The organism is Desulfosporosinus sp. I2 (genome assembly GCF_000960765.1).
Lineage (GTDB): Bacteria > Bacillota > Desulfitobacteriia > Desulfitobacteriales > Desulfitobacteriaceae > Desulfosporosinus.
On record NZ_JYNH01000049.1, the window covers coordinates 1 to 23,617 of the forward strand.

Sequence of the window (23,617 nt, forward strand, 5' to 3'; positions counted from 1 at the left end):
CATCGCGTTTATGGGGAAATTAGTTAAAGGAGTTTTTTAGATGAATGGTCAGACACGAAGCAATCTCCATGCTGGGCAAACCGTGGATATTGTCTTAAAAGCAGATCAAAGAACAGGGAAACTGACGCGCGGAGTGGTTAAAGATATTTTAACAAACTCACAGAATCATCCGAGAGGGATTAAAGTTAGACTAACCGATGGACAAATTGGAAGGATTCAAGAAATCCATTCGTAAGCTTACGACAGCTTTTTTACCAAATTTTTAAGGTCCTCAGGAAAGGGCGCGCGAATAATTATGGGGAGCCCTGTTGCAGGATGCAAAAAGGCATACACAGAAGAGTGCAAGGCTTGGCGTGATAGCAATGAAGTCTCACCTCCATAAAGATCATCTCCAAGCAAGGGATGTCCCAACCCTTCACAATGAGTACGAATTTGATGGGTACGTCCAGTTTCTAAAATAAATTCAAGCAACGTAGCATTTGGATAGCGATGTAGAACACGAAAAAGTGTCCGAGCAGGCATTCCCTGAGATCCGATTTGTCTCTTGATAAAACTATTAGGGGCAAATTCGAGGGGGCGTCTATAACTCCCTCCGCTTCTAGGACTATTCCCTGAACAAAGCCCACGTACCGTTTATGAATATGTCCGTGTTCTAGTTGCCAACCAAGTTGTTGATGAGCAAATTGATTTTTGGCGATGACAACAACGCCTGAGGTATTGCGATCAATTCGGTGAATGGGTCGATACAGGCGATTTTCGCCTTTACGCTCCCAATAGCCAATGACTGCATTTCCTAAGGTGTTTGTAGGGTAACGATGGTTTGGATGAACGACTTGCCCGATTGGTTTATTGACTGCTAAGATGTATTCATCTTCGTAGAGAATTTCAAGGGGAAGGTCTTGGCCAGGAATGTTAGCTTCCTCGTCAGAGAAAAGTTGAATTGATAACTTTTCTCCTTCTTTTCCACGTGCCGTTAAATAGGTAAATCGGCCATTGACCCAAACGCGTTCTCCTTGTTTTAAGCGCTGTAATAGTTTAAGCGAAAAATGAAATTTATGGCGTAAGATAGTAAGATATTTTTGGCCAGAGTCCTCTACTTGTAGATGGTATTCCCATAGAGCAGGTTTTGAGTTCATGTTTCCTCCTAATTGACTCGTGATTTATAAACATCGCGCTTAGCTGAATTAAGTAACATACTTTACTAACATAAAAGTGATAATAAAAGGAAATCGAAGAATTACGAAGAATATCTCATAGTCAACTGATTGCTTTGACTGAATTGTAAGGAGGCCCACTATGAAAGACGTTCGTATCGAAAAACTAGCTGATTCTTTAATTAATTACTCGATCGCACTTCAACCTGGCGAGAAAATTCTGATTGAGGTGTTTGGTCCAGATCTTCCGCTCGCTCAAGCGCTTGTGAGATATGCCTATCAAGCGGGTGGCTTGCCATTTCTGTCTATGGTTAATCATACCTTACTCCGTGAACTATTAAAAGAATTTACGGTTGAGCAGGCCGAGGCCATGACCCGCTGGGATCTGGCACGGATGAAAGAGATGCAAGCCTATCTGGGAATAAGAGGCGGAGAAAATGCCAACGAATGGGCCGATATCCCCAGCGAAGCCATGAAAAACTATGCTTCCCACTACCAAAAACCAGTGCATTCGGAGCAGCGTGTGCCGCATACCCGATGGTGTGTTTTAAGATATCCAAACGCTTCAATGGCTCAGTTAGGAAACATGAGTATCGAAGGATTTGAAAATTTCTATTTTGACGTGTGTAACTTAGATTATTCCAAGATGTCACGCGCCATGGATCCCTTAAAGGAGCTTATGGAGAAAACTGATAAGGTACGGATTGTAGGACCAGGGACTGAGTTAACCTTCTCTATTAAAGGGATGCCAGCCATTAAGTGTGATGGACATGTGAATATTCCAGATGGGGAGATTTTTACGGCACCAATTAAAGAATCGGTCAAGGGCAAAATCAGTTATAATACTCAATCTCTCTACCAAGGCTTCACCTATGAAAACATCGTTTTGGAGTTCGAAAACGGAAAAATTATTAAAGCTACTGCCAATGATACCGAACGAATTGAGTCTTTATTTAATACAGATCAAGGGGCTCGTTACGTTGGAGAGTTTGCCATCGGAGTGAATCCTTACATAAGTACTCCCATGAAAGATACCTTATTTGATGAGAAAATCGACGGGAGCTTTCATTTTACCCCAGGATCCTGCTATGATGATTGTAGCAATGGGAACAAATCCGCTATCCACTGGGATTTGGTGTGTATTCAAAGACCAGATTATGGCGGTGGGGAAATTTACTTTGATGAAATTTTGGTTCGCAAAGATGGGCGCTTTGTCTTACCGGCACTTGAGAGTTTAAATCCGGAGAACCTAAAATCTTAAGGGCATGGAGAAAGAGATTTTTAACGTAAGGAGTCGATAATTAACGGTCATGAAAGGTAAACGATTACGTTTGGTCTATAATCCTTACGCGGGGCGACGAAAATTAACCGGACAACTCGATACCGTGATTCGCATTTTTCAAGAAAGCGGATACGAAGTTAATGTACATAGGGCATGTTCTCAGGAAGATGTGGAACAGGTTGCCTCTCAAAGCAATGATGTAGACTGTTTCGTAATTGCCGGAGGAGATGGGAGTATTCATCAGACGGTTAACGGGTTGTTGAAAATTCCGGAGGCTCAACGCCCTGCGCTGGGTATTTTACCCGTAGGGACGGCCAATGATTTAGCTTTCGCGTTGCGCTTGCCAAAAAGTATTCCAGAAGCGTGTAAAGTAATTGCTAAAGGGAATATATTCCAGATGGATACTGGCCGGGTAAATGACCGGTACTTTGTTAATGTGGCAAGTGCGGGACTGCTGACAGATGTTTCTCAAAAGGTAGATACCCGGGTCAAAAATACACTTGGGCAACTAGCTTATTTTCTCAAAGGAATTGAAACCCTTCCTTCATTTCGTCCGTTTCATGTGGAGTTTGAGAAAGATGGCCAACACTTCGCGGAAGAGGTTGTCTTGTTTATGGCTGTGAATGGACATTCGGTTGGAGGACTTAGGCAACTTGTCCCCAGAGCTTCGCTTACTGATGGAAAGCTGGACATTCTAATCGTTCTTGCATCCGGTTGGCCAGAAACAATCCGTCTTCTCCTCAATGTTTTGAGGAAGGAAAAGGTAGAATCTGAAAAAATTATGGAATTTCAAACCACTCAATTAACCGTCTCAACGGATCGGGTCATTCAATCAGATCTTGATGGAGAATGTGGCCCGGTAAGCGCATGGCAGGTCAATATTGGACCGAAAATTTCGGTACTTTGTTAGAAAAACTGCCATAAAGTGGCACCTAGCGCCTGGATAAAATCTTCTAAGCTTCAGATCGTGTTAGTGAGGTTGGATGGAGGGATTTTATGATTGGCACATCCTTTCAGCAAGGGATTTTAAGGAAACTTAGTGAATATGGCCCAGTCTACATTGTTGGCGGAGCAGTTCGTGATGCACTATTGGGAATTCCCTCTAAAGATTTGGATCTTGTCTCGGTACTTTCCCTTCAAGAAATCTATACGTTATTATCGGATGGGGGCTACAATCCTCATGTGATGGGGGCAAAACAACAGACGCTAAGCTTATTTCAAGGGACAGATCGAATGGACATTGTATCCTTTGATGGAGAGATTAAACGAGATGCCCTCCATAGGGATTTTACCTTGAATGCACTTTACCAAGATGTCAGGACGGGAGAAATTAAAGATCCTTTGAAGGGTCTTGAGGATTTAAAAATTCGACGTCTTAGGGCCTGTGGGAGCGCGGACGAACGCTTTAACGAAGATCCACTCAGGACACTTCGACTCGTTCGACTTGCAATACGCCATAATTTCACAATTGAGCCGGAGACTTGGCAGGCTGCATTAGATCATGTTCCTGATCTTAAAAATGTCTCGTTCGAACGAGTGACCGTTGAATTGGGGAGAATTCTGCTCTTGGATGAGGTTGATAAGGCTTTAGGGCTACTCAACGATTTAGGATACTTTCAAGCGTATATTCCTGAATTGGCACGACTTAAAGGATTGATTCAAAATCAATCCTTTACTATGGATGCTTGGGAACATACTTGCCAGGTGGTCAAGAATACACCTATGAATGTCTTAGTGCGCTTAGCGGCTTTATTTCACGATTTGGGAACGTGGAAAACAGCTGAAGGGAAGCGACACTTTTTAGAACACGAAAAGGAAAGTGTTCGTTTGGTCCAAGAAATCTTACCACGCTTTCGCTGGTCTATGGTTCTTCAAGGTGGAAGTCGTGGAGAACGAGAACTTATGTTTTTAGTGGGGCATCATAGTCTGGGAGCCCTTACTTTTAAGAGTGATTTAAAGCAGGATTTGATAAACTCCAAGGTTCACAAAAAGGCTCAACGTTTGGCCTGGCAGATAGGCTGGGATGGTCAGAAGTTTGATACCCAAAGAGTAGAGAATCTGCTAGATTTATGGAGAGCGGATTTTCTCGCTGGAAACCAGAATACAGGAGAATACCGTGAACGAATTAATCGGATCCAGGACGAGATCAGAACTATAAACCTTGTATTAATAGAAAGAACAAATTCGCTCGATTGGAGGGTTTTTGAGAAATTCGCTCATGCTAAAGGGCTAGAAGGGAAGCAGTTTGGCCGCTTAAAGGAACAGATTCGTTCGCGAGCTATGATGGACACTGATATTTGTTTTGACTTAAATTTTCTTGAAAAGGAATATCAACTCTTTTGGCATAATAGCGACTCTTAATTTTTAGAACGTTGTTTAGAAAATATTTTTGACTTAGATGAATTATAAAGTTATGATTATTACAATAATTTTAATGAAGGAGTGGTTACGAATGGAAAAAACAATGGCGTTGTACTGTATGCGGGTATATACATACTGGTGATAATCCGCCTGATATTTGTCCAGTTTGTGGTGTCGATTCGAGTTTCTTTGAACTTGTTACTGAAGAGGGCGCTCTAAAAGTGGCGACAGATGTAAAACCAATTTCAAAGTCGGTCATCGTACAGCCTGACAAAGCAACTGCAATACGTCAAGCTCTCTATCGAATTTCCTACGGTCTTTTTATTATTACTTCTCAAGCCGAGGGGCGAGACAATGGTCAATGTGCTAACACCTGTTTTCAAGTTACTTCAGAACCTGCGAAAATTGCGATTGGGATTAATAAACAAAACTTTACGCATGAGTTAATCCAGAAGAGTGGCAAGTTTGGCGTTTCTGTGTTAAGCCAGACAGGTCAAGATTATGCACGAGGTTTTGGGTATCGTTCAGGTCGGGATGTCAATAAGTTTGAGGGTTTGGCAGTCCATCGTGGGGACTCTGGAGTCCTGCTACTTGACGATGTGCTTGTCACTATGGAAGCAACTGTGACGGGTCAGCTAGATGCCGGTACTCACACATTATTCCTTGGGGACGTTACAGCAGGGGAGATCCTTCAAAAAGGTGAACCAATGACCTATGCCTTTTTTAGGGCGTCCAAGTAATTCTTACGATAAACAAATACATAAACCCCTCACAAATCTGTGAGGGGTTTAGTTCATGAAGATCCCTTCGAGGAGGAAAGCATGAAATTAGAGCAAAGATTACTATGGAAGACAAACATAAGACGATGGGGAGAACAATTAGGTTTTATCGCTATTGGGTTTACTTCAGCAGACCCAATAAAGGGTTTAGGCCATATGTTACTTGCACGAATTAAACAGGGGGTGGCGACACCTTTTGAAAAAACTGAAATACAGCAGCGTATTAACCCACGAGCAGTTTGGCCAGTATGCCAGACGGTTGTTGTCCTAGCCTATCCATTCCCTGCTTCTCTACCAGCTCATGAAGGAGAAGGAATTTTGGCGCGCTCAGCGGTAGGGGAGGACTATCATCACTTCATTCATCAAAAGATCAAGGTTTTAGTGGATACTATGCTTGAAAACGATTGGCCGGGGAACTTCGATGTTCAAGTTGATACTGGACCTTTAATTGAACGAGCTTTTGCGTTACGAGCAGGAGTCGGTTGGATTGGCCGAAACCAGCAACTAATAATACCTAGTTTTGGTTCTTTTATGGCCCTCGCCCTACTTCTTTTAGACCAAGAGCTACCTTCAGATGCCCCTCTTAAAGCTGACCAATGCGGAACTTGTCAGAAGTGTGTTCAAGCTTGCCCTGCGCAGGTCATTGGTACAGAACCGTTTGCAGCTAACCGTTGTGTTGCTTACCTTACCCAGAGTAAGGAGGTGCTCACGGAGGAGGAGCGCAGTCAAATGGGACTTCGAATCTTTGGCTGTGATACGTGCCAGGAGGTATGCCCACATAACCAGAGAAGGATAGAGGAGGAGCAAATTTCTTCATCCCCACTTCAGCGTGGTGTCAATTTGCTAGAAATACTGAGTATGACAAAAACAGAGTTCCAACAGCGTTTTAGAGTAACTGCGGCTGGTTGGCGTGGCAAGGGAGTCCTCCAGAGAAATGCCTTTTTGGCTATGCATAATGCTCAAGATGAACGTTGTCAACATTGGTTATACGAACGTGAAAAGCATAAGTCTGTTCCACCTATTATTATTCCCTATAATTAGCGAGGCTCGAAGTGCGATTCACGAGTTGATTAGATTAACGGATCGCCACTCATACATTAAATGTTTCGGCAAATTGTTTAATCTCGTCCAGATTAATGGTTGAAACATCACTGGTTACCCCAGCAACTTTTTTTACGATTTGCCGTTCAAGAAAGTTCAATTTAGAGATGATGAACTCTCCACCAAATAACCCCTTGGAGATAGCATGGTCGCGTAATTCTTGGGGATACGCAGTTTCAAATTGTTTCTTAGATTGATCTCCCTCATACATACAGCAGAGAAAAAGTCCTAGTTGTTTGCTCATGAGAACAGTTTGGTTTTGCTTGAGGAATTGTTTGACTCGCGATTTGACCGAACCGACATAAATGGAACTTCCAAGGATGACTGAGTTGTAGCCTGTCAAATCAGGATTCGGACATTTCTTGAGATTTACAATTTCGACATCCCCATGGAGTTGCCCCTTTAGCAATTGAGCAACTTTTTCCGTTGTCCCATGAGAAGAGGAGAAGATAATAATTGTTTTCAACATGATCTCTCCTTAACTAATAATTGGATACTGATGCGCTCATTATATAGTATATATTGCTATTTTTACTAGAGGAAAGAGAAATTTGGCACGATGTATTGTGGTAATGACAGGTGGCACAAGAATTAAGCGAACAGGTAGCTTGGTCGATTTTGATCAAGCTGCCTGTTCGCTTAAATTCGAATTTTACACGTTTTATAAATTGGCTAATCTTTGCTCGACGAAATGAGTAATTCGTTTAAGGGCTTCTAGAAGTTGTTCGGTAGAATAAGCATAGGAGCAGCGTATATGTCCTTCTCCAGACGGTCCAAACGCAGTCCCTGGAACGACCGCGACCTTTTCTGCTTTTAGGAGTTGTTCTGCAAATTCCTCAGAGGATAACTTTGTCTTTGAAATATCCGGGAAAACGTAAAAGGCTCCCAAGGGTTCGAAACAATCAAGTCCCATTTGCCGAAAGCCATGAACCATCAGGCGGCGTCTTCGATCATATTCCGTGACCATGTCATTTCTAGCGTCTGTAGCGGAGCGCAATGCTTCTATAGCAGCAATTTGTCCCATGATGGGGGCACAGAGCATCGTGTATTGATGAATTCGTGTCATACCTCCGATCAGATCGGCGTTGCCTGCCACATAACCGATTCGCCAACCTGTCATAGCGTAAGATTTCGAGAATCCACTGACAAAGAGTGTGCGATCATGCATGCCAGGTAAGCTGGCAAATGAGACATGGGTGCCGTCATAAGTAAGATCAGAATAAATATCATCTGCAAGGACGAGCAGATCATGTTTTACCACAAACTCAGCAATCGGAAGAAGGTCCTCACGATTCATAATTGCGCCAGTCGGGTTATTCGGGAAGGATAGAACGAGAAGTTTTGCTTTGGGGGTATATACTTTGTCTAACTCTTCCACTCGCAAACGAAAATCATCTTTAGCGAGGGTTGGAACGAAATGAACGCTTGCACCTGCTAGTATTGCGCAGGGGGCATAGGATACATAGGATGGATCAGGAACTAAGACGACATCTCCTGGTTCGAGAACAGCTCTCATCACTAGGTCAACGGCTTCGCTGGCTCCTGTGGTGATTAGAATCTCTTGGTGCGGATCGTAGGAAAGCCCCAGCGTTGTATATAAATGGTGAGAAAGCTCTTCGCGCAATTCAAAAAGGCCAGCATTACTCGTGTACATTGTCTGACCCTGTTCTAAGGAAAAAATGCCACTTTCACGGACGGTCCAAGGGGTGACAAAGTCGGGTTCTCCAACCCCTAAGGAAATCACATCCTTCATAGTTGCAACCAGATCGAAAAACTTTCGGATTCCTGAGGGGGGAAGTGTAGCGACATGGGAAGCAAGATATTTATTCATGGAGAAACCACGAGACGTTGAATTGTCTCTTCCTCTCCCATAAGCTCGACTCCGTCTTGCTTATAGCGGCGAAGTAAAAAATGAGTTGCAGTACTTTGAACATGCTCATGAGGAGCAAGCTTTTCAGCAACAAACAGAGCGACGTCTTGCATTGTTTTACCTTCAACGAGCAAGGTCAGGTCATATCCGCCGGACATGAGAAACAGTGAAGTTATCTCTGGGTATTTTTGTAACCGTTTGGCAATTTTATCAAAACCATAACCCCTTTGAGGTAAAACTCGTACTTCAATCAGGGCGGCAACCTTCTCTTCACCCGTTCGAGACCAGTTGATCATTGGTTGATAACCAACAATCACTTTTTCCTTTTCCCATTCACCAATCCGTTTTTTGATGTAGTCAGGCGATAATCCTGTTTGTATGGAAAGCTCCTCAGGTTTTAAGCGACAATCTTGCGCAATGAGTTTCAGTAGTCTGCGATCTTCGTCAGTGAGCATTTTATACCCCTCTTTCTAATATCGATCCAATGGGATAGCCGATGATGGTTTTTGTATCTAAAGTCTCGATGTTCGGCTTTTAGTAGCTCGGTTTTACCAAGTTAGTTTATCATATCACGTTTCAGTGGAATCCTGTAGAGTAGCAATGACTTCGAGTTATAGTGAAGCACTTGTCGAATTAAGGAGTCCCCCTGCCATTAGAATCTTTGCTTGTCGTTCGGTGAGGTCATGTTTAACTAAGACAGGAGTTGGGTCATTATCTATTGTAACAGCAAATGGTTCTGATGATTGAAGAGACTGGTGTAAATCGTTTAGGTGTAGAACCACCCCTGGTTGGAGGCGATTTAGATCCATTTCATCGACGAAGGTCAGTGGTAAAATGCCAAAATTAACCAGGTTAGCACGGTGGATTCGGGCAAAACTTTGAGCCAAGACAACACGCACTCCCAAGTACATAGGAGCCAGTGCAGCATGTTCGCGACTGGAGCCTTGACCATAATTGTGTCCTGCGACAATAACACTTTGCTTGAGGATTTTCGCTTTAGCTGCAAACTGGGGTTCGATTTTGTGGAATGCGAATTCAGAAATAGCTGGAATATTTGAGCGGAGTGGGAGGATTTTTGAGCCAGCGGGCATGATATCATCAGTCGTTATATTGTCCCCAAGCTTTAGAATAACGGGCAAATCAAGTGTATCGTCCAGTCGAGGGGCCAGGGGGAGAGGCTGAATATTTGGACCGCGGCGAACAGGGGTATTCGGATCACCGGGGGGGAGAATCATACTATCATCAATACGAAATCGCTCTGGAAACTCTACAACGGGTGAGATTTCTAAGGTGCGTGGATCGGTCAAGAAGCCTGTCAAAGCACAGGCGGCAGCTACTTCCGGGCTTGCTAAAAAGACAGAAGCATCTTGTGTGCCACTACGACCCATGAAATTTCGGTTAAAGGTTCGAACGGAAACCGCTTTGGAGATGGGGGATTGTCCCATGCCAATGCACGGACCACAAGTTGATTCAAGCAGTCGAGCTCCACTATCGAGGAGATCGGTCAAAGCACCATTACTTGAAAGCATGCTTAAAACCTGCCGTGAGCCGGGGGAAATAACTAAGCTGACGTCTGGATGAACGTGTTTCCCTTTTAGGATTTGACTTACGCGCATTAGATCTTGATAGGATGAGTTCGTACAACTTCCAATGGCGACTTGATGAACAGCGGTAGCTGAGTGTTCGCTAACTGGAACCACATTATCAGGGCTATGCGGTTGGGCGACGAGTGGTACTAGTAAGGAAAGATCGATTTCCAATTCTTCATCATAGCGGGCATCGTCATCGGCAAAGAGAGGAACATAGTCCTCTGCTCTTCCTTGAGCAGTTAGAAATCTAAGCGTTTGTTCGTCACTGGGAAAGATCGAAGTGGATGCCCCTAATTCAGCGCCCATATTGGTAATAGTAGCGCGTTCAGGAACTGTCAGGGTTTTTACACCTGGTCCAGCGTACTCGATGATTTTTCCTACGCCCCCTTTTACGGTAAGGGTACTGAGAACTTCTAAGATGATATCTTTGGCTGAAACCCAATCTGAGAGTTGACCAGTCAGCCAGATCCGCAGTACTTTAGGGCTGGGAAGATAAAAGGCTCCGCCACCCATGGCTACGGCAACATCTAATCCTCCGGCACCAATAGCGAGCATTCCCATACCACCAGCCGTAGTGGTATGACTATCCGAGCCTAGGAGGGTTTTTCCAGGTTTGGCAAAGCGTTCTAGATGAACTTGGTGACAAATTCCGTTTCCTGGCCTGGAAAAATACGCACCAAAGCGCGCAGCGGTACTTTGCAGGAAGGCATGGTCATCTGCATTTTCAAACCCTGTTTGGAGAGTATTATGATCTATATAACTTACCGAGCATTCGGTTTGTACTCTAGAAAGGTTCATGGCTTCGAATTGTAGATAGGCCATAGTTCCTGTAGCATCCTGTGTTAGCGTTTGATCGATGCGAAGCGCGATTTCATTTCCCTTTTCTAAATTACCAGAGACAAGGTGTGATGCGAGTATTTTCTGAGTTAGACTTTGACCCATGCTAATTCCTCCTTTGAAGTTGCTATTAACTTTACCAAAAACAAGAGGGAACATCTAGGGCTTTCCCGAAAGTATACAGAATATCTGATGAAAATCAACCTTCACCCAAAAGGATTGGCTCTTACAACGGCTGTAGAAGATGGATTAGGGGTATGCTATTTGGATGAGCTAATCCAGTTTACGAGAGTCTAGGCTAAATAGACAAGTTTCGATATTATTAGGGTTGGGTTTGTCAGAATTTCAGGTTATAATAGTTAGATAGCCGTTGTTGAGTTTATGGCTGGGAGGAAATATTGATGCCAATGTACGAATTCGGGTGTCCAAACTGTGGGTCTGTGACCACGGAATTGTGTCGAATGGGAGAAGCTGGCGAGCAACTTATGTGTAGCGAATGTGGAAATATGGGGCTTATGAAGCATGTCTCCGGATTTGCAAGTCTTGGAGTTTCCGGGGGGTTGGGGAGCGGACGATGTTCGCAAAGGTGTCATGGAAATTGTGCAGGGTGTCATTGAAAGGGGTACTATCGTTGAACAGGCGACTGAATATTGTCTTAGTTGAGCCGGAGATCCCCCCGAATACGGGAAATGTGGCTCGACTTTGTGCTGCGACCGGAGCTACACTTCATTTGGTTAAACCATTAGGTTTTAGTATTGATGATAAGCAACTAAAACGTGCCGGATTAGACTATTGGCATCTTCTAGATATCGTTATTTATGAAAATTTTGCCGAGTTTGAGGAAAAGAACCCTAAGGGTACTCGTTATTTAGCAACCACAAAAGGTGGACGGGCATATACCGACCTTTCGTATGATGAGGGAGGATACTTGCTCTTTGGGAAAGAAACTAAAGGCTTGAGCCCTGAAATCATTGCTCGTTACCCTGATACAGCTATTCGCTTGCCGATGCGTGTGGATGCCAGGTCCCTGAATTTATCCAATTCTGTCGCGGTTATTGTTTATGAAGTCTTGCGACAATGGGATTTTCCGGATCTGGTCTAGGGGAAAATATAATCAATTTTTATTTGAAAAGGGGAAAAGGAAAAATGGTGCCTACAGGTGTTATGACTATTGAAGATGAGCATCAGGCAAAGGCGGTTGAAGAACAATCATGACATATGGGTTAACCTTTCTTCTAGGCTTAATAATTGCCGTGTTGGCAACTCCCATTACCATGAAACTAGCGAAAAAATGGGGAGCAATCGCTCAGCCGGGCGGACGACATGTCCACAGTCGACCAATTCCCCGTCTCGGTGGATTGGCAATCTATGCTGCATTTTGGATCGCGGCCTTAGTGACTCAGGTTTGGGATAGAACTATTTGGGGTTTGTTTGTTGGAAGCACTATGATTTTAGTGGTGGGTATTTGGGATGATGTCCGTGAAATTCGTCCCTTGTATAAGTTTTATTGGCAAATTGCAGCGGCGGCGGTGCTGCTCGCTTTTGGATTTTCTATGAATAGTATATCGCTACCTTTTATCGAGAAATCAATTAATTTCCAGGACCTTGGACTAAGTGCCATCGGCTTGATTTTAATGCTCTTTTGGGTTGTTGGGCTGGTGAATACTGTTAATGTCTCGGATGGGTTAGATGGTCTTGCTGCTGGAATCTGTTTTATAGTGGCATTGCTTTTATTTTGGTCTGCGGATAGGATTGTTGATCAACCGACGGCCCATTCCGCTGCCTACTTAATGCTTGCATTAGCGGGTGCACTGCTTGGCTTTCTTTTCTTTAATTTCCCACCGGCACGAGTTTTCATGGGGGATTCAGGGAGTATGTTTCTTGGGTATATCATCGGCGGAATTTCTATCATGGGCTTACTCAAAACAGCTACGATCCTAGGATTAGTTTTCCCACTCCTTGTCTTGGGTATGCCGGTCACAGATTTGACGTTTGCCATTATCCGGCGAAAACTACGTGGGCAATCGATTGCGAAGGCAGATCGAGGACATTTGCACCACCGTTTACTGGATGCTGGGTTTACTCAACGTCAGGCTGTCCTCTCAATGTATGGACTCAGTGCTTGTTTCGGTCTGTCTGCGGTGTTAGGAGCCAAGGGACAATGGATTTGGGCATTTGCAGTGCTTTGCGTAGTATTCGCCTTATTGATCACGATTCTTATGCGTCAAGCTGCAAGGCTTGCAGTGTTTAGTCGACGGCACTCCAAGTAAAATTCAATAGGAACACTTCTCTTTTGACCCATGCATATAATGGTGAGAAAGGGGGTATAAGTATGCCATTAAATGTATTTGCCTTTTATAATGGTTTAACAGAACAAACTAAGGGCTATCCTTATCTTAAACGCTATGGAAAGACTATCAACGAATTAGCATTGTTTGAGGTGGCAATTCAGAATGATGGTACGCTTCGCGGTCGTCCAAGTCGGGGACTTATCCATGAAGCCCATGCCATGGGAATCAAAGTCTTCTTGGTGGTCAGTAATCTTACCGCTCAAGGTCAATTTTCGACAGCTTTAATGGGGCGACTGATCCGAGACCAGGAATTTGCCACCCTTGTTTGGCGGAACATAAGAAATATCTTGGTGGATTACCAACTTGATGGGGTCAATCTTGATTTGGAAAAATCACCTTCTGCTGACCGTTCGCTTTATAGCAAACTTATTCAAACGTGGTCAAAGTTGTTTCAAAGAGCTAATTTCTTAGTTTCGGTAGATGTTCCAGCAAAGATTGGAAGTGAGCCGCTGGATCCTTGGAAGGGGGCCTTTGATTATAAGTCGATTGGGCAGTCTGTTGATGAAGTGATTCTCATGACTTACGAAGAACATTGGGGAGGAAGTCCTCCTGGATCGGTCGCTTCCCTCCCCTGGGTTACTAAGGTTTTGAACTATGCCATTGCCAATATTCCCCGCGAAAAAATCTATATGGGCATTCCCCTCTATGGATATGATTGGCCTGAGAGGGGAACTGGAAAAGTGATTGGTTATCAGCGGGCGATTGAGCTCGCGCGACGACAGGGTGCACCCTTACAATGGGATACAATTCAGCATAGTACTTTTTTCCGTTATGAGACAGGGGGAGTCCGACATACAGTCTATTTTGAAGATCCTCGGAGCCTAAGAGAGAAATTAGAGCTTGCTAGGCAAATGGGCATTCGCGGTGTAGCCCTGTGGGAAATGAACCTTAGTTATCCTCGTTTCTGGGAGGTACTTCAAATGTACTTAAAATGACAGAAAGATTAAGTAGGAGGTGCTTAGGATTGCGTATCTACTTCCATGGACATGCCTGCTTTGAAATTGTAGGGGAAGCAGGAAGAATCCTTATTGATCCTTTTTTAACGGGTAACCCGAACACAACCGCTAAACCGGAAGACTTTGATCAACTTGATGCTATATTAGTTACGCATGGACATAAAGACCATATAGGGGATGCGATTGAGCTATCTAAGCAGACTGGAGCCCCGATTATTGCAGTGTTTGAGTTAGCAGCTTATTGCCAGAGCCATGGAGCTAGGACGCATGCTATGCATATTGGAGGAAAACATCTGTTTTCGTTTGGGTGGGTTAAGTTAACCCAAGCCTTACATGGCTCTGGTATTGAGAGCCCAGATGGAAAGACGATGACCTATGGTGGACCACCCTGTGGATTTTTGCTTCAGATTGAAGGGAAATGGCTATATCACGCGGGAGATACTGGATTATTCGGGGATATGGAACTGATTGGTCGCCGTTATCCGATCGAAGTTGCTATGCTTCCGATCGGGGATAATTTTGTGATGGGTGTAGAAGAAGCAGTTCATGCTTCGCAATTATTACGTCCGAAAGTGGTTATTCCTATGCATTATAATACGTTCCCAGCCATTGCCCAAGATGTAGGAGAGTTTTTGCATCTCCTTCAACGCAGGGTTCCCGAAAGCCAGGGAAAGGCGCTTAGATCGGGAGAGACCTTTGAAATTTAAAAACAAATTATTATTAACCATCCCGCTTGAATTCAAGCGGGATATTTTTATGCAGAAATGGTCAAACTTAAGATTGAGGAGATTATTTTAATTTAGGAGATGACTTTGATGACCAGAAAATTGTGCTCGCTTCGTTGTCTTTATGGAATTGATGGACGCTGCCGTTTGGAACACCTTATTGGAGAACGTGGTCCAAATTGTCCACATTATGAGGAAGATTTCAATATCATGAGTAGAGGGAGAATCTAACGTGAAACAACATATTAAACCAAGAGTGAAGCGAATAGATCCATTAGAACCGTTGAAAATGGAGATCGCCGCTGAATTAGGTTTGCTTGAACAAATTCACACCAGTGGTTGGCATTCTTTGAGCGCTAAGGAGGCAGGACGAATCGGAGGTTTAATGACTCAGAGACGGCGAAAAGAAGTCTAAAAGCTAACAGTTTAGGACATAAGATAGTTGAATAATGAATGTTGTGATATAATTATAGTCTGATAGTATTAAGTAGGGAGAGTTATTTAAGTTGACAAAGCATCAACAAATTTTAACCTTTATCGAAGATCTGGCAATTGGCAGTAAAGTCTCTGTTCGTTTTATTGCTAAAGAATTAGATGTCAGTGAAGGAACAGCTTACCGGGCTATTAAAGAGGCTGAGGCCAAAGGATTTGTCCGTTCGATCCCAAAGGTGGGGACGATACGAATTGAAGGGGTCAAAGAGCGACTAATTGAAGATCTGACCTTGCGTGAAGTTTCACAGATAGCCGAAGGGGTTGTTATCTGCGGCTTTGAACATCTCGATCGTTCTCCAAACAAGTTTCTGATTGCAGCGATGGAACTAGATTCTATGGAACGCTACCTTGAAGAAGGAGCGTTATGCATTGTTGGAAACCGTCACGACGTTCAGATTTTAGTTTTGAACCATAATGCGTCACTGTTAATCACTGGGGGACTAGAACCAGACGAAGACGTCGTTGCCTTAGCGCGACAAAAAGATTTAGTCTTAATTCAATCCCCCTACGATACTTTTGCAGTCACGACGATGATTAATCGGGCTCTTTATGACCGATTAATCCAAAAAGAACTAATATTAGTTGAAGATATCATGGTTAAAGATGTCAGATATTTGACGGCCAATGCAACAGTTGATGATTGGCGAAAACTGTCACAAAACACGGATCACAGCCGTTTTCCAGTCGTTGATGATGACATGACGTTGATGGGTATTGTATCAGCTTTAGATGTAGCAGGTGCAGATGTTAAAACAAAAATTATTGACGTTATGAATCCAAATCCTTTTCTGATAGGAAGAGATGATCCTGTCACCCATATTTCTCGGATCATGGTTTGGGAAGGCTGGGAAATTGCAATTGTTGCAGAACAAGGTAAACTTATTGGGATTGTAAGCTTGCAAGACGTGATAGAGGCTTACCAACAAGTTCAGAAGCAACCTCAGTTTGGGGAAACAGTCGATAACTTAGTATTAAGTGGGTTCCGGTACGTCGACGATGCAGAGCATCTCACGATCGAAGGGGAAATTACGAATGCGATGGTCAATGACTATGGCTCGGCAAGTTGCGGAGTAATTGTCACGGTGATGAATATGGCTGGCTATATTGGGTTGCGTAAGAAGTATCGACTCGATGCAATCACAGAAAACTTCACACTCTATCAATTTCAGCCGATTGCAGTGGGGACAGAAATAAAAGTTACAGCTAAGCTATTATTAGTAGCCAAAAAACATTGCAATATCGAGGTGGAAGTCACCGTTAAAAATGCGGTAGTGGCTAAAGGTCTAATGACAGCTAGAATCGGAGACAAGAAGTTAGTCAACTAAACTGAGCTAATTACTTAAATGCAAAGGGGTTGTAACATAACTCGTTTACCAGTTTGTTACAACCTTGTTTTATACTAGAGTAACAATATTACAGGGATGTGAAGTGGATGGAAGATGGAGAAAACTTAAGTACAGAAGTCGGATTTGTTCACCTTCATAATCATACTGAATTTAGTTTACTCGACGGGGCAGCTCGAATTAAAAATTTAGTCAAGCGGGCGGTCGAGTTAAAGATGTCGGCTTTGGCTATTACGGATCACGGGGTCATGTATGGGGTTATTGACTTTTACAAGGCATGCCATCAAGCGGGGATCAAACCAATTATTGGCTGCGAAGTTTATGTCGCTCCGAATAAACGATCGGATCGAATGCCTGGAAAAGACGATATTAATTATCATTTAGTCTTACTTGCCGAGAATGAGGAAGGGTATCGTAACCTGATTCGACTAGTTTCCATGGCTCATACAGAAGGATTTTACTATAAACCGCGCGTGGATAAAGAAATTCTTCGCGAGTATGCTAAGGGAATCATTGCTCTGAGTGCTTGTTTGGCTGGGGAAGTAGCAGATTACTTAGTGCATGACCAATTGGAGATGGCTGTTCAAAGTGCTCGTGACTATGAAGGGATTTTTGGCAAGGGAAATTTCTTTCTTGAAATTCAGGATCATGGTTTAGAGGACCAGCGTAAGGTTATCACCGGCATGTGGAAGGTTCATGAACTCACGGGAATTCCAATGATAGCTACAAATGATGTGCATTATGTACAGCGCGAAGATGCGTTCGTTCAAGATGCATTACTCTGCATCCAAACAGGGAAAACATTAGCAGATACAGCCCGGATGCGTTTTTCCAGTCAGGAATTCTTTCTAAAGTCGGAACGGGAAATGGCCTTGTTATTTGGTGAACACCCAGAATTATTGACAAATACTTCGGAAATCGCCAAACGATGTCAGGTGGATTTTCAGTTTGGGGAAAACCATTTACCAGTCTTTGAGGTTCCAGAAGGATATACTCTGGATGGTTTTTTAGAAGCAGAATGCCGCAAAGCTTTTCCTCGTTTTTATCCCCAAATGACTGAACGAGAACGTGAACGTTTAGACTATGAACTACAAGTCATTTTTCAAACCGGTTTCTCGGGATATTTCTTGATTGTGGCAGATTTTTGCCGTTTTGCAAAAGAGAATGGTGTGGCTGTTGGGCCGGGGAGAGGGTCCGCGGCCGCGAGTATGGTTGCTTATTTACTAGGGATTACGTCGGTTGAGCCACTCCGTCATGATCTTCTTTTTGAACGGTTTTTAAATCCGGATCGCATCTCGATGCCAGATATTGACATAGATTTTGACCCTGAAGGTCGTGAACGAGTGATCCGTTATGTTACGGAAAAATACGGGGTAGATAAGGTATGCCAAATTATTACGTTTGGAACGATGGGGGCTAAAGCGGCAATCCGTGACGGGGGGAGGGTCTTGGGGATTCCCCTATTTCGGGTTGATAAAGTGGCCAAAGCAATTCCTTCGGATTTAGGGATGACGTTAGAGAAGGCCTTAACGGTAGCTCCTGATTTGGCCAGGATGGTCGAAGAGGATGAAGAGATTAAACGACTTTATACGTTAGCAAAATCTCTCGAAGGGATGACCCGACACGCTTCCACGCATGCCGCAGGGATCGTCATTGCTAAGGAACCGCTCATGAATTATCTTCCGTTGCAGAGAACTTCAGAGGACTTTGTCATGACTCAATTCCCCATGAAAGCTGTGGAGGAGATTGGGCTTCTAAAAATGGATTTTCTGGGTTTGCGAAACTTAACGATTTTACAAGAAGCTGTGCGACGAATCGAGGAAACTAAGGGAATCAAGCTTGATCTGGAAACCTTGCCCTTGGAGGACCCCCTGACTTATACGCTCTTAGCTTCGGGTAATAGTACGGGGATCTTTCAGCTGGAAAGCGGGGGTATGCGGGCCATCCTTAAAGACCTTAAGCCATCCTGTTTTGAGGATATTATCGCGGTCGTAGCTTTATATCGGCCCGGTCCAATGGAACAGATTCCAGAATTTATCCGCCGCAAACAAGGTGGGAACATTACTTATCTCCATCCTAAGTTAGAACCTATCCTTAAATCCACCTACGGGGTTATTGTTTATCAGGAACAAGTCATGCAAATTGCCCGTGATCTGGGCGGCTACTCACTTGGACGAGCAGATCTTCTCCGTCGGGCGATGGGGAAAAAGAAAAAAGAAATCATGGCAGAGGAACGTCAAAACTTTATTCATGGCTTGCAAGCTGAAGATGGACGTTGGATTATCCCCGGCGCACTGCGAATCGGTTTGACGCTCAAAGATGCGGAAGAAATCTTCGATCTGATGGCCAAGTTTGCTGAATACGGCTTTAATAAAGGACATGCTACTGCTTATGCTGTGATTTCGTATCATACGGCCTATCTAAAAGCAAACTATCCCTTGGAGTTCATGGCAGCGCTTATAAGCACGGTCATGGGTTCGTCGGATAAGGTATCGTACTATATTCAGGATGCTCGTTTGAGTGGGATCCAAGTGCTCCCTCCAGATGTTCAGTATAGCCAAGTTGGGTTTTCCATAGAAGAACAAGCGATTCGTTTTGGGTTGGGTGCTATTCGCAATGTGGGAGTCAATGTCGTGGAGAAGATTTTAGAAGCACGAAAAGAAGGGCTTTTTAAATCTCTGGATGATTTCTGTATGCGCGTCGACCATAAGGTTTTAAATCGACGGGTTCTGGAAAGTTTAGTCCGTTCTGGATCGTTTAGTTCATTCTGTTCACGGGCCCAGGCAATGGCGGTGTTGGACCAGGTTCTAGACACCGCTACGCGTCGACAAAAAGATCGTCTTTCTGGACAGTTCTCATTATTCGATTTAGATGAAGATATGAATGAAGGGGTTAGCCTCCCTCAAGTTCCAGATTTCTTAGATCGTGAGATCCTAGATATGGAGAAGGAATACTTAGGCCTCTATTTAAGTGGGCATCCGCTTTCCTCGGTTTTGCCACAGATCCAGTCCTATATTTCTTCGGATATTCTCACTTGCCTAGAAGGTGAGGAGGAGAAGAAAGTAGCTCTCGGAGGTTTAGTATCAGGGTTTCGTCAAAATGTGACTAAAAAGGGCGAAATGATGGCAAGTTTTGTGTTAGAAGACTTAACGGGAGGCATCGAGGTTTTAGTTTTTCCACGAGTTTATGCTCAAACTGGCTTATTCCAGAATGATCAAGTGGTGGTCGTAGTCGGCAGATTTAATATCCGAGATGATGAGAAAAAACTCTTTGCCGAAAAAATTACCAAGCTTGAGGAATTGGTACACTCCGAACCCACTGGATCCCCAACCAGAAACAAACCTAACAACAATAACAACAATAACAACAACAACAAAACTATGGTGGAGCCTCAATTACAAGGTAATGGGAAGATGTTTGAAACGGTAGGAAAACGCCTTTTCTTAAGATTCAACAACGAGCAAAGTGAGTTAATGCCAATCGTGTTGAAATTATTAAAGCGTTTTCCAGGGGGTCAACCGGTGTATTTTTACTTTGTGGATAATCAAAAAGTCCTTGAAGTAAAACGAGAGTTCTGGGTTAATGATGGAGATGAGCTGAAGAGCGCACTTCAAGAAGTGATGGATTCACAGAATGTGGTTTGGAAGCTCGCCAAAAATTTTGCCTAAAAAGGTTTATTAACTTGCAGGATTCTTGCCTTTTAAGGCGAAACCCATGACAACATCCTTAAATGAATAGGAGAAATAATGTGCGTATTGCGATTTATCCGGGAACATTCGACCCGGTAACCAATGGTCATCTTGATATATTAGTTCGGGCCAAAGAGCTATTTGATGAGGTTTTTATAGCTGTTGCCGCTGATAGTAAAAAGACTCCCTTATTTACGCTAGGAGAAAGAATGGAACTTCTCTTGGAATCCACGAAAGACATGCCAAATGTTAGTGTCCGCGTTTTTGAGGGTCTAACAGTCGAATTTGCCCGGCAATGTGGCGCAATAGCTATTCTTCGAGGACTCCGTGCCTTATCTGATTTCGAATATGAATTCCAACTTGCGCTCATGAACAAAAAGATCGCCCCAGATATTGAAACAATTTTTTTGATGACTCAGAGCGAATTCTCCTTTATAAGTTCAAGTGCGATCAAGTGGGCCTCTAGTTTGCATGCTGGAGTCTCGGATTTTGTACCTGTGCATGTAGAAAAGGCTTTAATAGCCAAAAATTCTAGACTACGGACTGACTTGCACGATGAGGATTAAGTGGGTTTGTTGCACAATTAATGGGGCTATGGTATCATAAATCGATTTAATAAGGGGGATTTTCAAATGTGGACCGTGATTTATATTGCTCCCAATAAGTTAATAGCAGAAAAGTATAAAAAAATCCTCACGGATGAAGGGATGCTTGTTCAGCTTCGCCCAATTGGTTCTGCACATCTCGGCGAACATGCTTCAGTTGAAATTCTGGTTCCAGAATCGGAAGCTGAAGAGGCGCATGAAATAATAACTAGCGCTATGGGGAGCTAGTTATGTTTAAGGATATTTTCAGAAAAACAAAGTATGTTACTATAAGATCGACTCCCTTGGAGCAACGAAAATCTCCTGACCTTTCGCCACCCGAAGAACCCATACAAGTGAGTAAGAAAGAAGTACCCGATGGTCTTTGGGTTAAATGTCCGGGGTGTGGGGAAGTTCTTTTTAATAAAAATCTTGATGAAAATGCGAGGGTGTGTACTTCGTGTGAACATCATTTTCGAATTTCCGGTAGAGATCGTCTAAAGTTACTAGTAGATGAGAACAGTTTCGAAGAATGGGATGCCGGAATGCTCACCCAAGATTGTTTAGAGTTTCCCGGCTATCCAGATAAGCTCATTGAGGCTCAAGAAAAATCCGGTATAACAGAAGGGGTCCTTACGGGTCGTGCCAAGATCGAAGGAGTTCCGTTTGTGATTGCCATAAATGAGGCAAGTTTTATGATGGGCAGTATGGGCTCGGTCGTAGGGGAAAAGATTACCCGTGCCATCGAACACGCGATCGAATTACGCTTGCCGGTCGTTATAGTTTCCACGTCAGGTGGTGCTCGGATGCAAGAGGGAATTCTTTCGCTGTATCAGATGGCTAAGACGAGCGCTGCTTTGGGGAAACTGTCCGAAAACCACTTGCTGTATATCTCTGTGCTCACGGATCCTACCTTTGGTGGGGTAACAGCCAGCTATGCTTCGCTGGGGGATATTTTAATTGCCGAACCTAAGGCTTTGATTGGATTTACCGGACCTCGTGTCATAAAACAGACAATGAGGCAGGAACTTCCGGCAGGAGCACAAACTGCTGAGTTCAATCAAGAGCATGGTTTAATTGATCTGATTGTGGGCCGTAATCAAATGCGGTCCGTTCTAGCACGTTTACTGCGGTACCATCAGGAAGGGGCTCAGTATGGCGCAACTATTTGAATTCGAAAAACCGATCGCAGAACTAGAACAGAAGATTTCGGAACTTCAGAAGTTTTCCGCTGAAAAGGGAATTGATCTTTCTCAAGAAGTGGCTACCCTTGAAAAAAAAGCAGCGTTTCTGAAAAAAGAAATTTACGGAAACTTGGAACCTTGGCAAAAGGTGCAAATCGCCAGACATCCGGAGCGTCCGAATTTCTATGATTATGCGCCCTTGTTGTTTGAGGATTTCATAGAACTTAAAGGAGATCGACTTTTTGCCGATGATCGCTCGATAGCTGGCGGAATCGCTCTTTTCCACGGAATTGCCGTAACTGTCATCGCACAGGTTAAGGGTAAAGATACTAAGGAGAATATTAAACGCAATTTCGGTATGCCACATCCGGAAGGATATCATAAAGCGGTGCGTTTAATGGATCAGGCTGAAAAATTTGGCCGTCCAATTTTGACGTTTATTGACACACCTGGAGCAGCCTGTGACTTAGGAGCTGAGGAAAGAGGGCAGGGTGAGGCCATTGCCCGATGTCTGCTCGTCATGTCCGGTTATCACGTCCCAGTGATCAGTACCGTCATCGGGGAAGGTGGAAGTGGTGGGGCTCTTGCTCTCGGGGTTGGAAACGTCGTCTTGATGCTTGAGAATTCCTTCTACTCCGTGATTGCTCCGGAAAGCTGCGCCTCGATTCTCTGGAAGGACACAGCGAAGGCCAAAGAAGCTGCTGCAGCCTTGAAGTTTACTGCCCAAGATTTGTTGAGGCTTGGGGTAGCGGATGAATTGGTACGCGAGCCTCAAGGAGGGGCGCATAATAATCTCAATCAAACTGCCGAAGAATTATCCCAGGTCATTTCTAAGTATCTCGTTCGTCTGCGCTTGGAAAGTCCTGAAGTACTGCGTGAAAAGCGCTATCAGAAGTTGCGCGCCATTGGAGTTTTCCAAGAAACAGCAGAGATTAATTTGGCTAAAAAGCTTGACTAAGGCTTTAGAAAAATGTTATTATAACTAGGCCGTCATGATTCATCTGACGGAGTTAAATATGGGCGAGTGGCGGAATGGCAGACGCGTCGGTCTCAAAATCCGATATATGTGAGTATGTGGGGGTTCAAGTCCCCCCTCGCCCACCACAGTAAAATCAAGGCCTTCGGGCCTTTTTATTTTTGCCTAAAATATAATGTTAATTTAGAAAAAGCCATAAACTTAAAATCAAATATACAAAAAAGCGTGATTTATTTCACGCTTTTTACGTTTTCATACTACGTGATTCTAGTAACATAAGACCCGTCTATAGTTAAGATCTGATGAAAGTGTGGATCCCACAGCGACGATACAGAATCAGCAGT

The 23,617-nt window shown here is 43.8% G+C and carries 23 protein-coding genes, 1 tRNA gene and 2 pseudogenes; 21 read left to right on the top strand and 5 right to left on the bottom strand.

The window, feature by feature from the left end; all coding sequences use genetic code 11:
- Positions 1 to 40 precede the first annotated feature (40 nt).
- Complete coding sequence (locus tag UF75_RS12600) at positions 41 to 235, top strand: YwbE family protein (protein ID WP_045574951.1); 195 nt, start codon at positions 41 to 43, stop codon at positions 233 to 235.
- A 2-nt stretch (positions 236 to 237) separates the two neighbouring features.
- Here UF75_RS12600 and UF75_RS12605 read toward each other — a convergent pair.
- A pseudogene (locus tag UF75_RS12605) lies at positions 238 to 1,136 on the bottom strand (RluA family pseudouridine synthase).
- A gap of 160 nt (positions 1,137 to 1,296) precedes the next feature.
- Here UF75_RS12605 and UF75_RS12610 point away from each other — a divergent pair.
- The 5 genes and pseudogenes from UF75_RS12610 to queG all read left to right on the top strand — a co-directional run bounded on the left by UF75_RS12610 (position 1,297) and on the right by queG (position 6,617).
- A complete protein-coding gene (locus tag UF75_RS12610; RefSeq protein WP_045574952.1) occupies positions 1,297 to 2,415 on the top strand; it encodes an aminopeptidase in 1,119 nt (372 codons plus the stop codon).
- Positions 2,416 to 2,464: 49 nt separating this feature from the next.
- A complete protein-coding gene (locus UF75_RS12615; RefSeq protein ID WP_045574953.1) occupies positions 2,465 to 3,346 on the top strand; it encodes a YegS/Rv2252/BmrU family lipid kinase in 882 nt (293 codons plus the stop codon).
- Between the two features lie 86 nt (positions 3,347 to 3,432).
- Positions 3,433 to 4,797 carry an HD domain-containing protein gene (locus tag UF75_RS12620; protein ID WP_045574954.1) on the top strand — a complete coding sequence of 455 codons (1,365 nt, stop codon included), beginning with the start codon at positions 3,433 to 3,435 and terminating at the stop codon, positions 4,795 to 4,797.
- A 95-nt stretch (positions 4,798 to 4,892) separates the two neighbouring features.
- Positions 4,893 to 5,537, top strand: a pseudogene (locus UF75_RS12625) (flavin reductase); the annotation flags it as partial.
- An 81-nt stretch (positions 5,538 to 5,618) separates the two neighbouring features.
- Entirely contained in the window at positions 5,619 to 6,617 is a 999-nt protein-coding gene (gene queG / locus UF75_RS12630) for a tRNA epoxyqueuosine(34) reductase QueG (protein ID WP_082075123.1), read from the top strand.
- Positions 6,618 to 6,666: 49 nt separating this feature from the next.
- Here the strand turns inward: queG and UF75_RS12635 are convergent, their stop codons facing one another.
- The 4 genes from UF75_RS12635 to UF75_RS12650 form a co-directional block, all read right to left on the bottom strand.
- Complete coding sequence (locus tag UF75_RS12635) at positions 6,667 to 7,146, bottom strand: flavodoxin domain-containing protein (RefSeq protein ID WP_242860222.1); 480 nt, start codon at positions 7,144 to 7,146, stop codon at positions 6,667 to 6,669.
- Between the two features lie 192 nt (positions 7,147 to 7,338).
- Complete coding sequence (locus UF75_RS12640; RefSeq protein ID WP_045574958.1) at positions 7,339 to 8,508, bottom strand: aminotransferase class I/II-fold pyridoxal phosphate-dependent enzyme; 1,170 nt, start codon at positions 8,506 to 8,508, stop codon at positions 7,339 to 7,341.
- A complete protein-coding gene (locus tag UF75_RS12645; RefSeq protein WP_045574959.1) occupies positions 8,505 to 9,002 on the bottom strand; it encodes an Lrp/AsnC family transcriptional regulator in 498 nt (165 codons plus the stop codon). Before UF75_RS12645 ends, UF75_RS12640 begins: the two co-directional genes overlap by 4 nt.
- Before the next feature lie 156 nt (positions 9,003 to 9,158).
- Positions 9,159 to 11,078 carry an aconitate hydratase gene (locus UF75_RS12650; RefSeq protein ID WP_045574960.1) on the bottom strand — a complete coding sequence of 640 codons (1,920 nt, stop codon included), beginning with the start codon at positions 11,076 to 11,078 and terminating at the stop codon, positions 9,159 to 9,161.
- Between UF75_RS12650 and UF75_RS28245 the strand changes: the two genes are divergently transcribed.
- The 15 genes from UF75_RS28245 to UF75_RS12715 all read left to right on the top strand — a co-directional run bounded on the left by UF75_RS28245 (position 11,070) and on the right by UF75_RS12715 (position 23,401).
- Positions 11,070 to 11,270 (top strand): hypothetical protein, encoded by a 201-nt coding sequence (locus tag UF75_RS28245; protein ID WP_156146410.1) that lies wholly within the window; start codon positions 11,070 to 11,072, stop codon positions 11,268 to 11,270. The two genes, UF75_RS12650 and UF75_RS28245, sit on opposite strands and share 9 nt — an antisense overlap.
- Positions 11,271 to 11,374: 104 nt before the next feature.
- Entirely contained in the window at positions 11,375 to 11,590 is a 216-nt protein-coding gene (locus UF75_RS27100; protein ID WP_082075124.1) for a zinc ribbon domain-containing protein, read from the top strand.
- Positions 11,591 to 11,604: 14 nt separating this feature from the next.
- Positions 11,605 to 12,075 carry a tRNA (cytidine(34)-2'-O)-methyltransferase gene (locus UF75_RS12655; RefSeq protein ID WP_045574961.1) on the top strand — a complete coding sequence of 157 codons (471 nt, stop codon included), beginning with the start codon at positions 11,605 to 11,607 and terminating at the stop codon, positions 12,073 to 12,075.
- Between the two features lie 109 nt (positions 12,076 to 12,184).
- Positions 12,185 to 13,243 carry an MraY family glycosyltransferase gene (locus UF75_RS12660; protein WP_045574962.1) on the top strand — a complete coding sequence of 353 codons (1,059 nt, stop codon included), beginning with the start codon at positions 12,185 to 12,187 and terminating at the stop codon, positions 13,241 to 13,243.
- A gap of 62 nt (positions 13,244 to 13,305) precedes the next feature.
- Entirely contained in the window at positions 13,306 to 14,259 is a 954-nt protein-coding gene (locus tag UF75_RS12665; protein ID WP_045574963.1) for a glycosyl hydrolase family 18 protein, read from the top strand.
- A 29-nt stretch (positions 14,260 to 14,288) separates the two neighbouring features.
- Positions 14,289 to 14,987, top strand: a complete 699-nt coding sequence (locus UF75_RS12670; RefSeq protein WP_045574964.1) for a metal-dependent hydrolase — start codon at positions 14,289 to 14,291, stop codon at positions 14,985 to 14,987.
- Positions 14,988 to 15,095: 108 nt separating this feature from the next.
- The gene (locus tag UF75_RS12675) at positions 15,096 to 15,236 is read left to right on the top strand and encodes a hypothetical protein (RefSeq protein WP_045574965.1); all 141 of its coding nucleotides are present in this window, start codon (positions 15,096 to 15,098) and stop codon (positions 15,234 to 15,236) included.
- Between the two features lies 1 nt (position 15,237).
- Positions 15,238 to 15,420, top strand: coding sequence for a small, acid-soluble spore protein, alpha/beta type (locus UF75_RS12680; RefSeq protein ID WP_045574966.1), 183 nt, complete (start codon positions 15,238 to 15,240; stop codon positions 15,418 to 15,420).
- Positions 15,421 to 15,511: 91 nt separating this feature from the next.
- Complete coding sequence (locus UF75_RS12685; RefSeq protein WP_045574967.1) at positions 15,512 to 16,822, top strand: DRTGG domain-containing protein; 1,311 nt, start codon at positions 15,512 to 15,514, stop codon at positions 16,820 to 16,822.
- Positions 16,823 to 16,929: 107 nt separating this feature from the next.
- Complete coding sequence (locus tag UF75_RS12690; RefSeq protein WP_045574968.1) at positions 16,930 to 20,508, top strand: DNA polymerase III subunit alpha; 3,579 nt, start codon at positions 16,930 to 16,932, stop codon at positions 20,506 to 20,508.
- An 80-nt stretch (positions 20,509 to 20,588) separates the two neighbouring features.
- A complete protein-coding gene (coaD, locus tag UF75_RS12695) occupies positions 20,589 to 21,095 on the top strand; it encodes a pantetheine-phosphate adenylyltransferase (protein WP_045574969.1) in 507 nt (168 codons plus the stop codon).
- Between the two features lie 66 nt (positions 21,096 to 21,161).
- Positions 21,162 to 21,362, top strand: coding sequence for a DUF2007 domain-containing protein (locus tag UF75_RS12700; RefSeq protein WP_034145489.1), 201 nt, complete (start codon positions 21,162 to 21,164; stop codon positions 21,360 to 21,362).
- A 2-nt stretch (positions 21,363 to 21,364) separates the two neighbouring features.
- A complete protein-coding gene (gene accD / locus UF75_RS12705) occupies positions 21,365 to 22,285 on the top strand; it encodes an acetyl-CoA carboxylase, carboxyltransferase subunit beta (RefSeq protein WP_045574970.1) in 921 nt (306 codons plus the stop codon).
- Positions 22,269 to 23,255 carry an acetyl-CoA carboxylase carboxyltransferase subunit alpha gene (locus tag UF75_RS12710; protein WP_045574971.1) on the top strand — a complete coding sequence of 329 codons (987 nt, stop codon included), beginning with the start codon at positions 22,269 to 22,271 and terminating at the stop codon, positions 23,253 to 23,255. The genes accD and UF75_RS12710 overlap by 17 nt, the downstream gene beginning before the upstream one ends.
- Before the next feature lie 60 nt (positions 23,256 to 23,315).
- A tRNA-Leu gene (locus UF75_RS12715) sits at positions 23,316 to 23,401 on the top strand.
- Positions 23,402 to 23,617 lie beyond the last annotated feature (216 nt).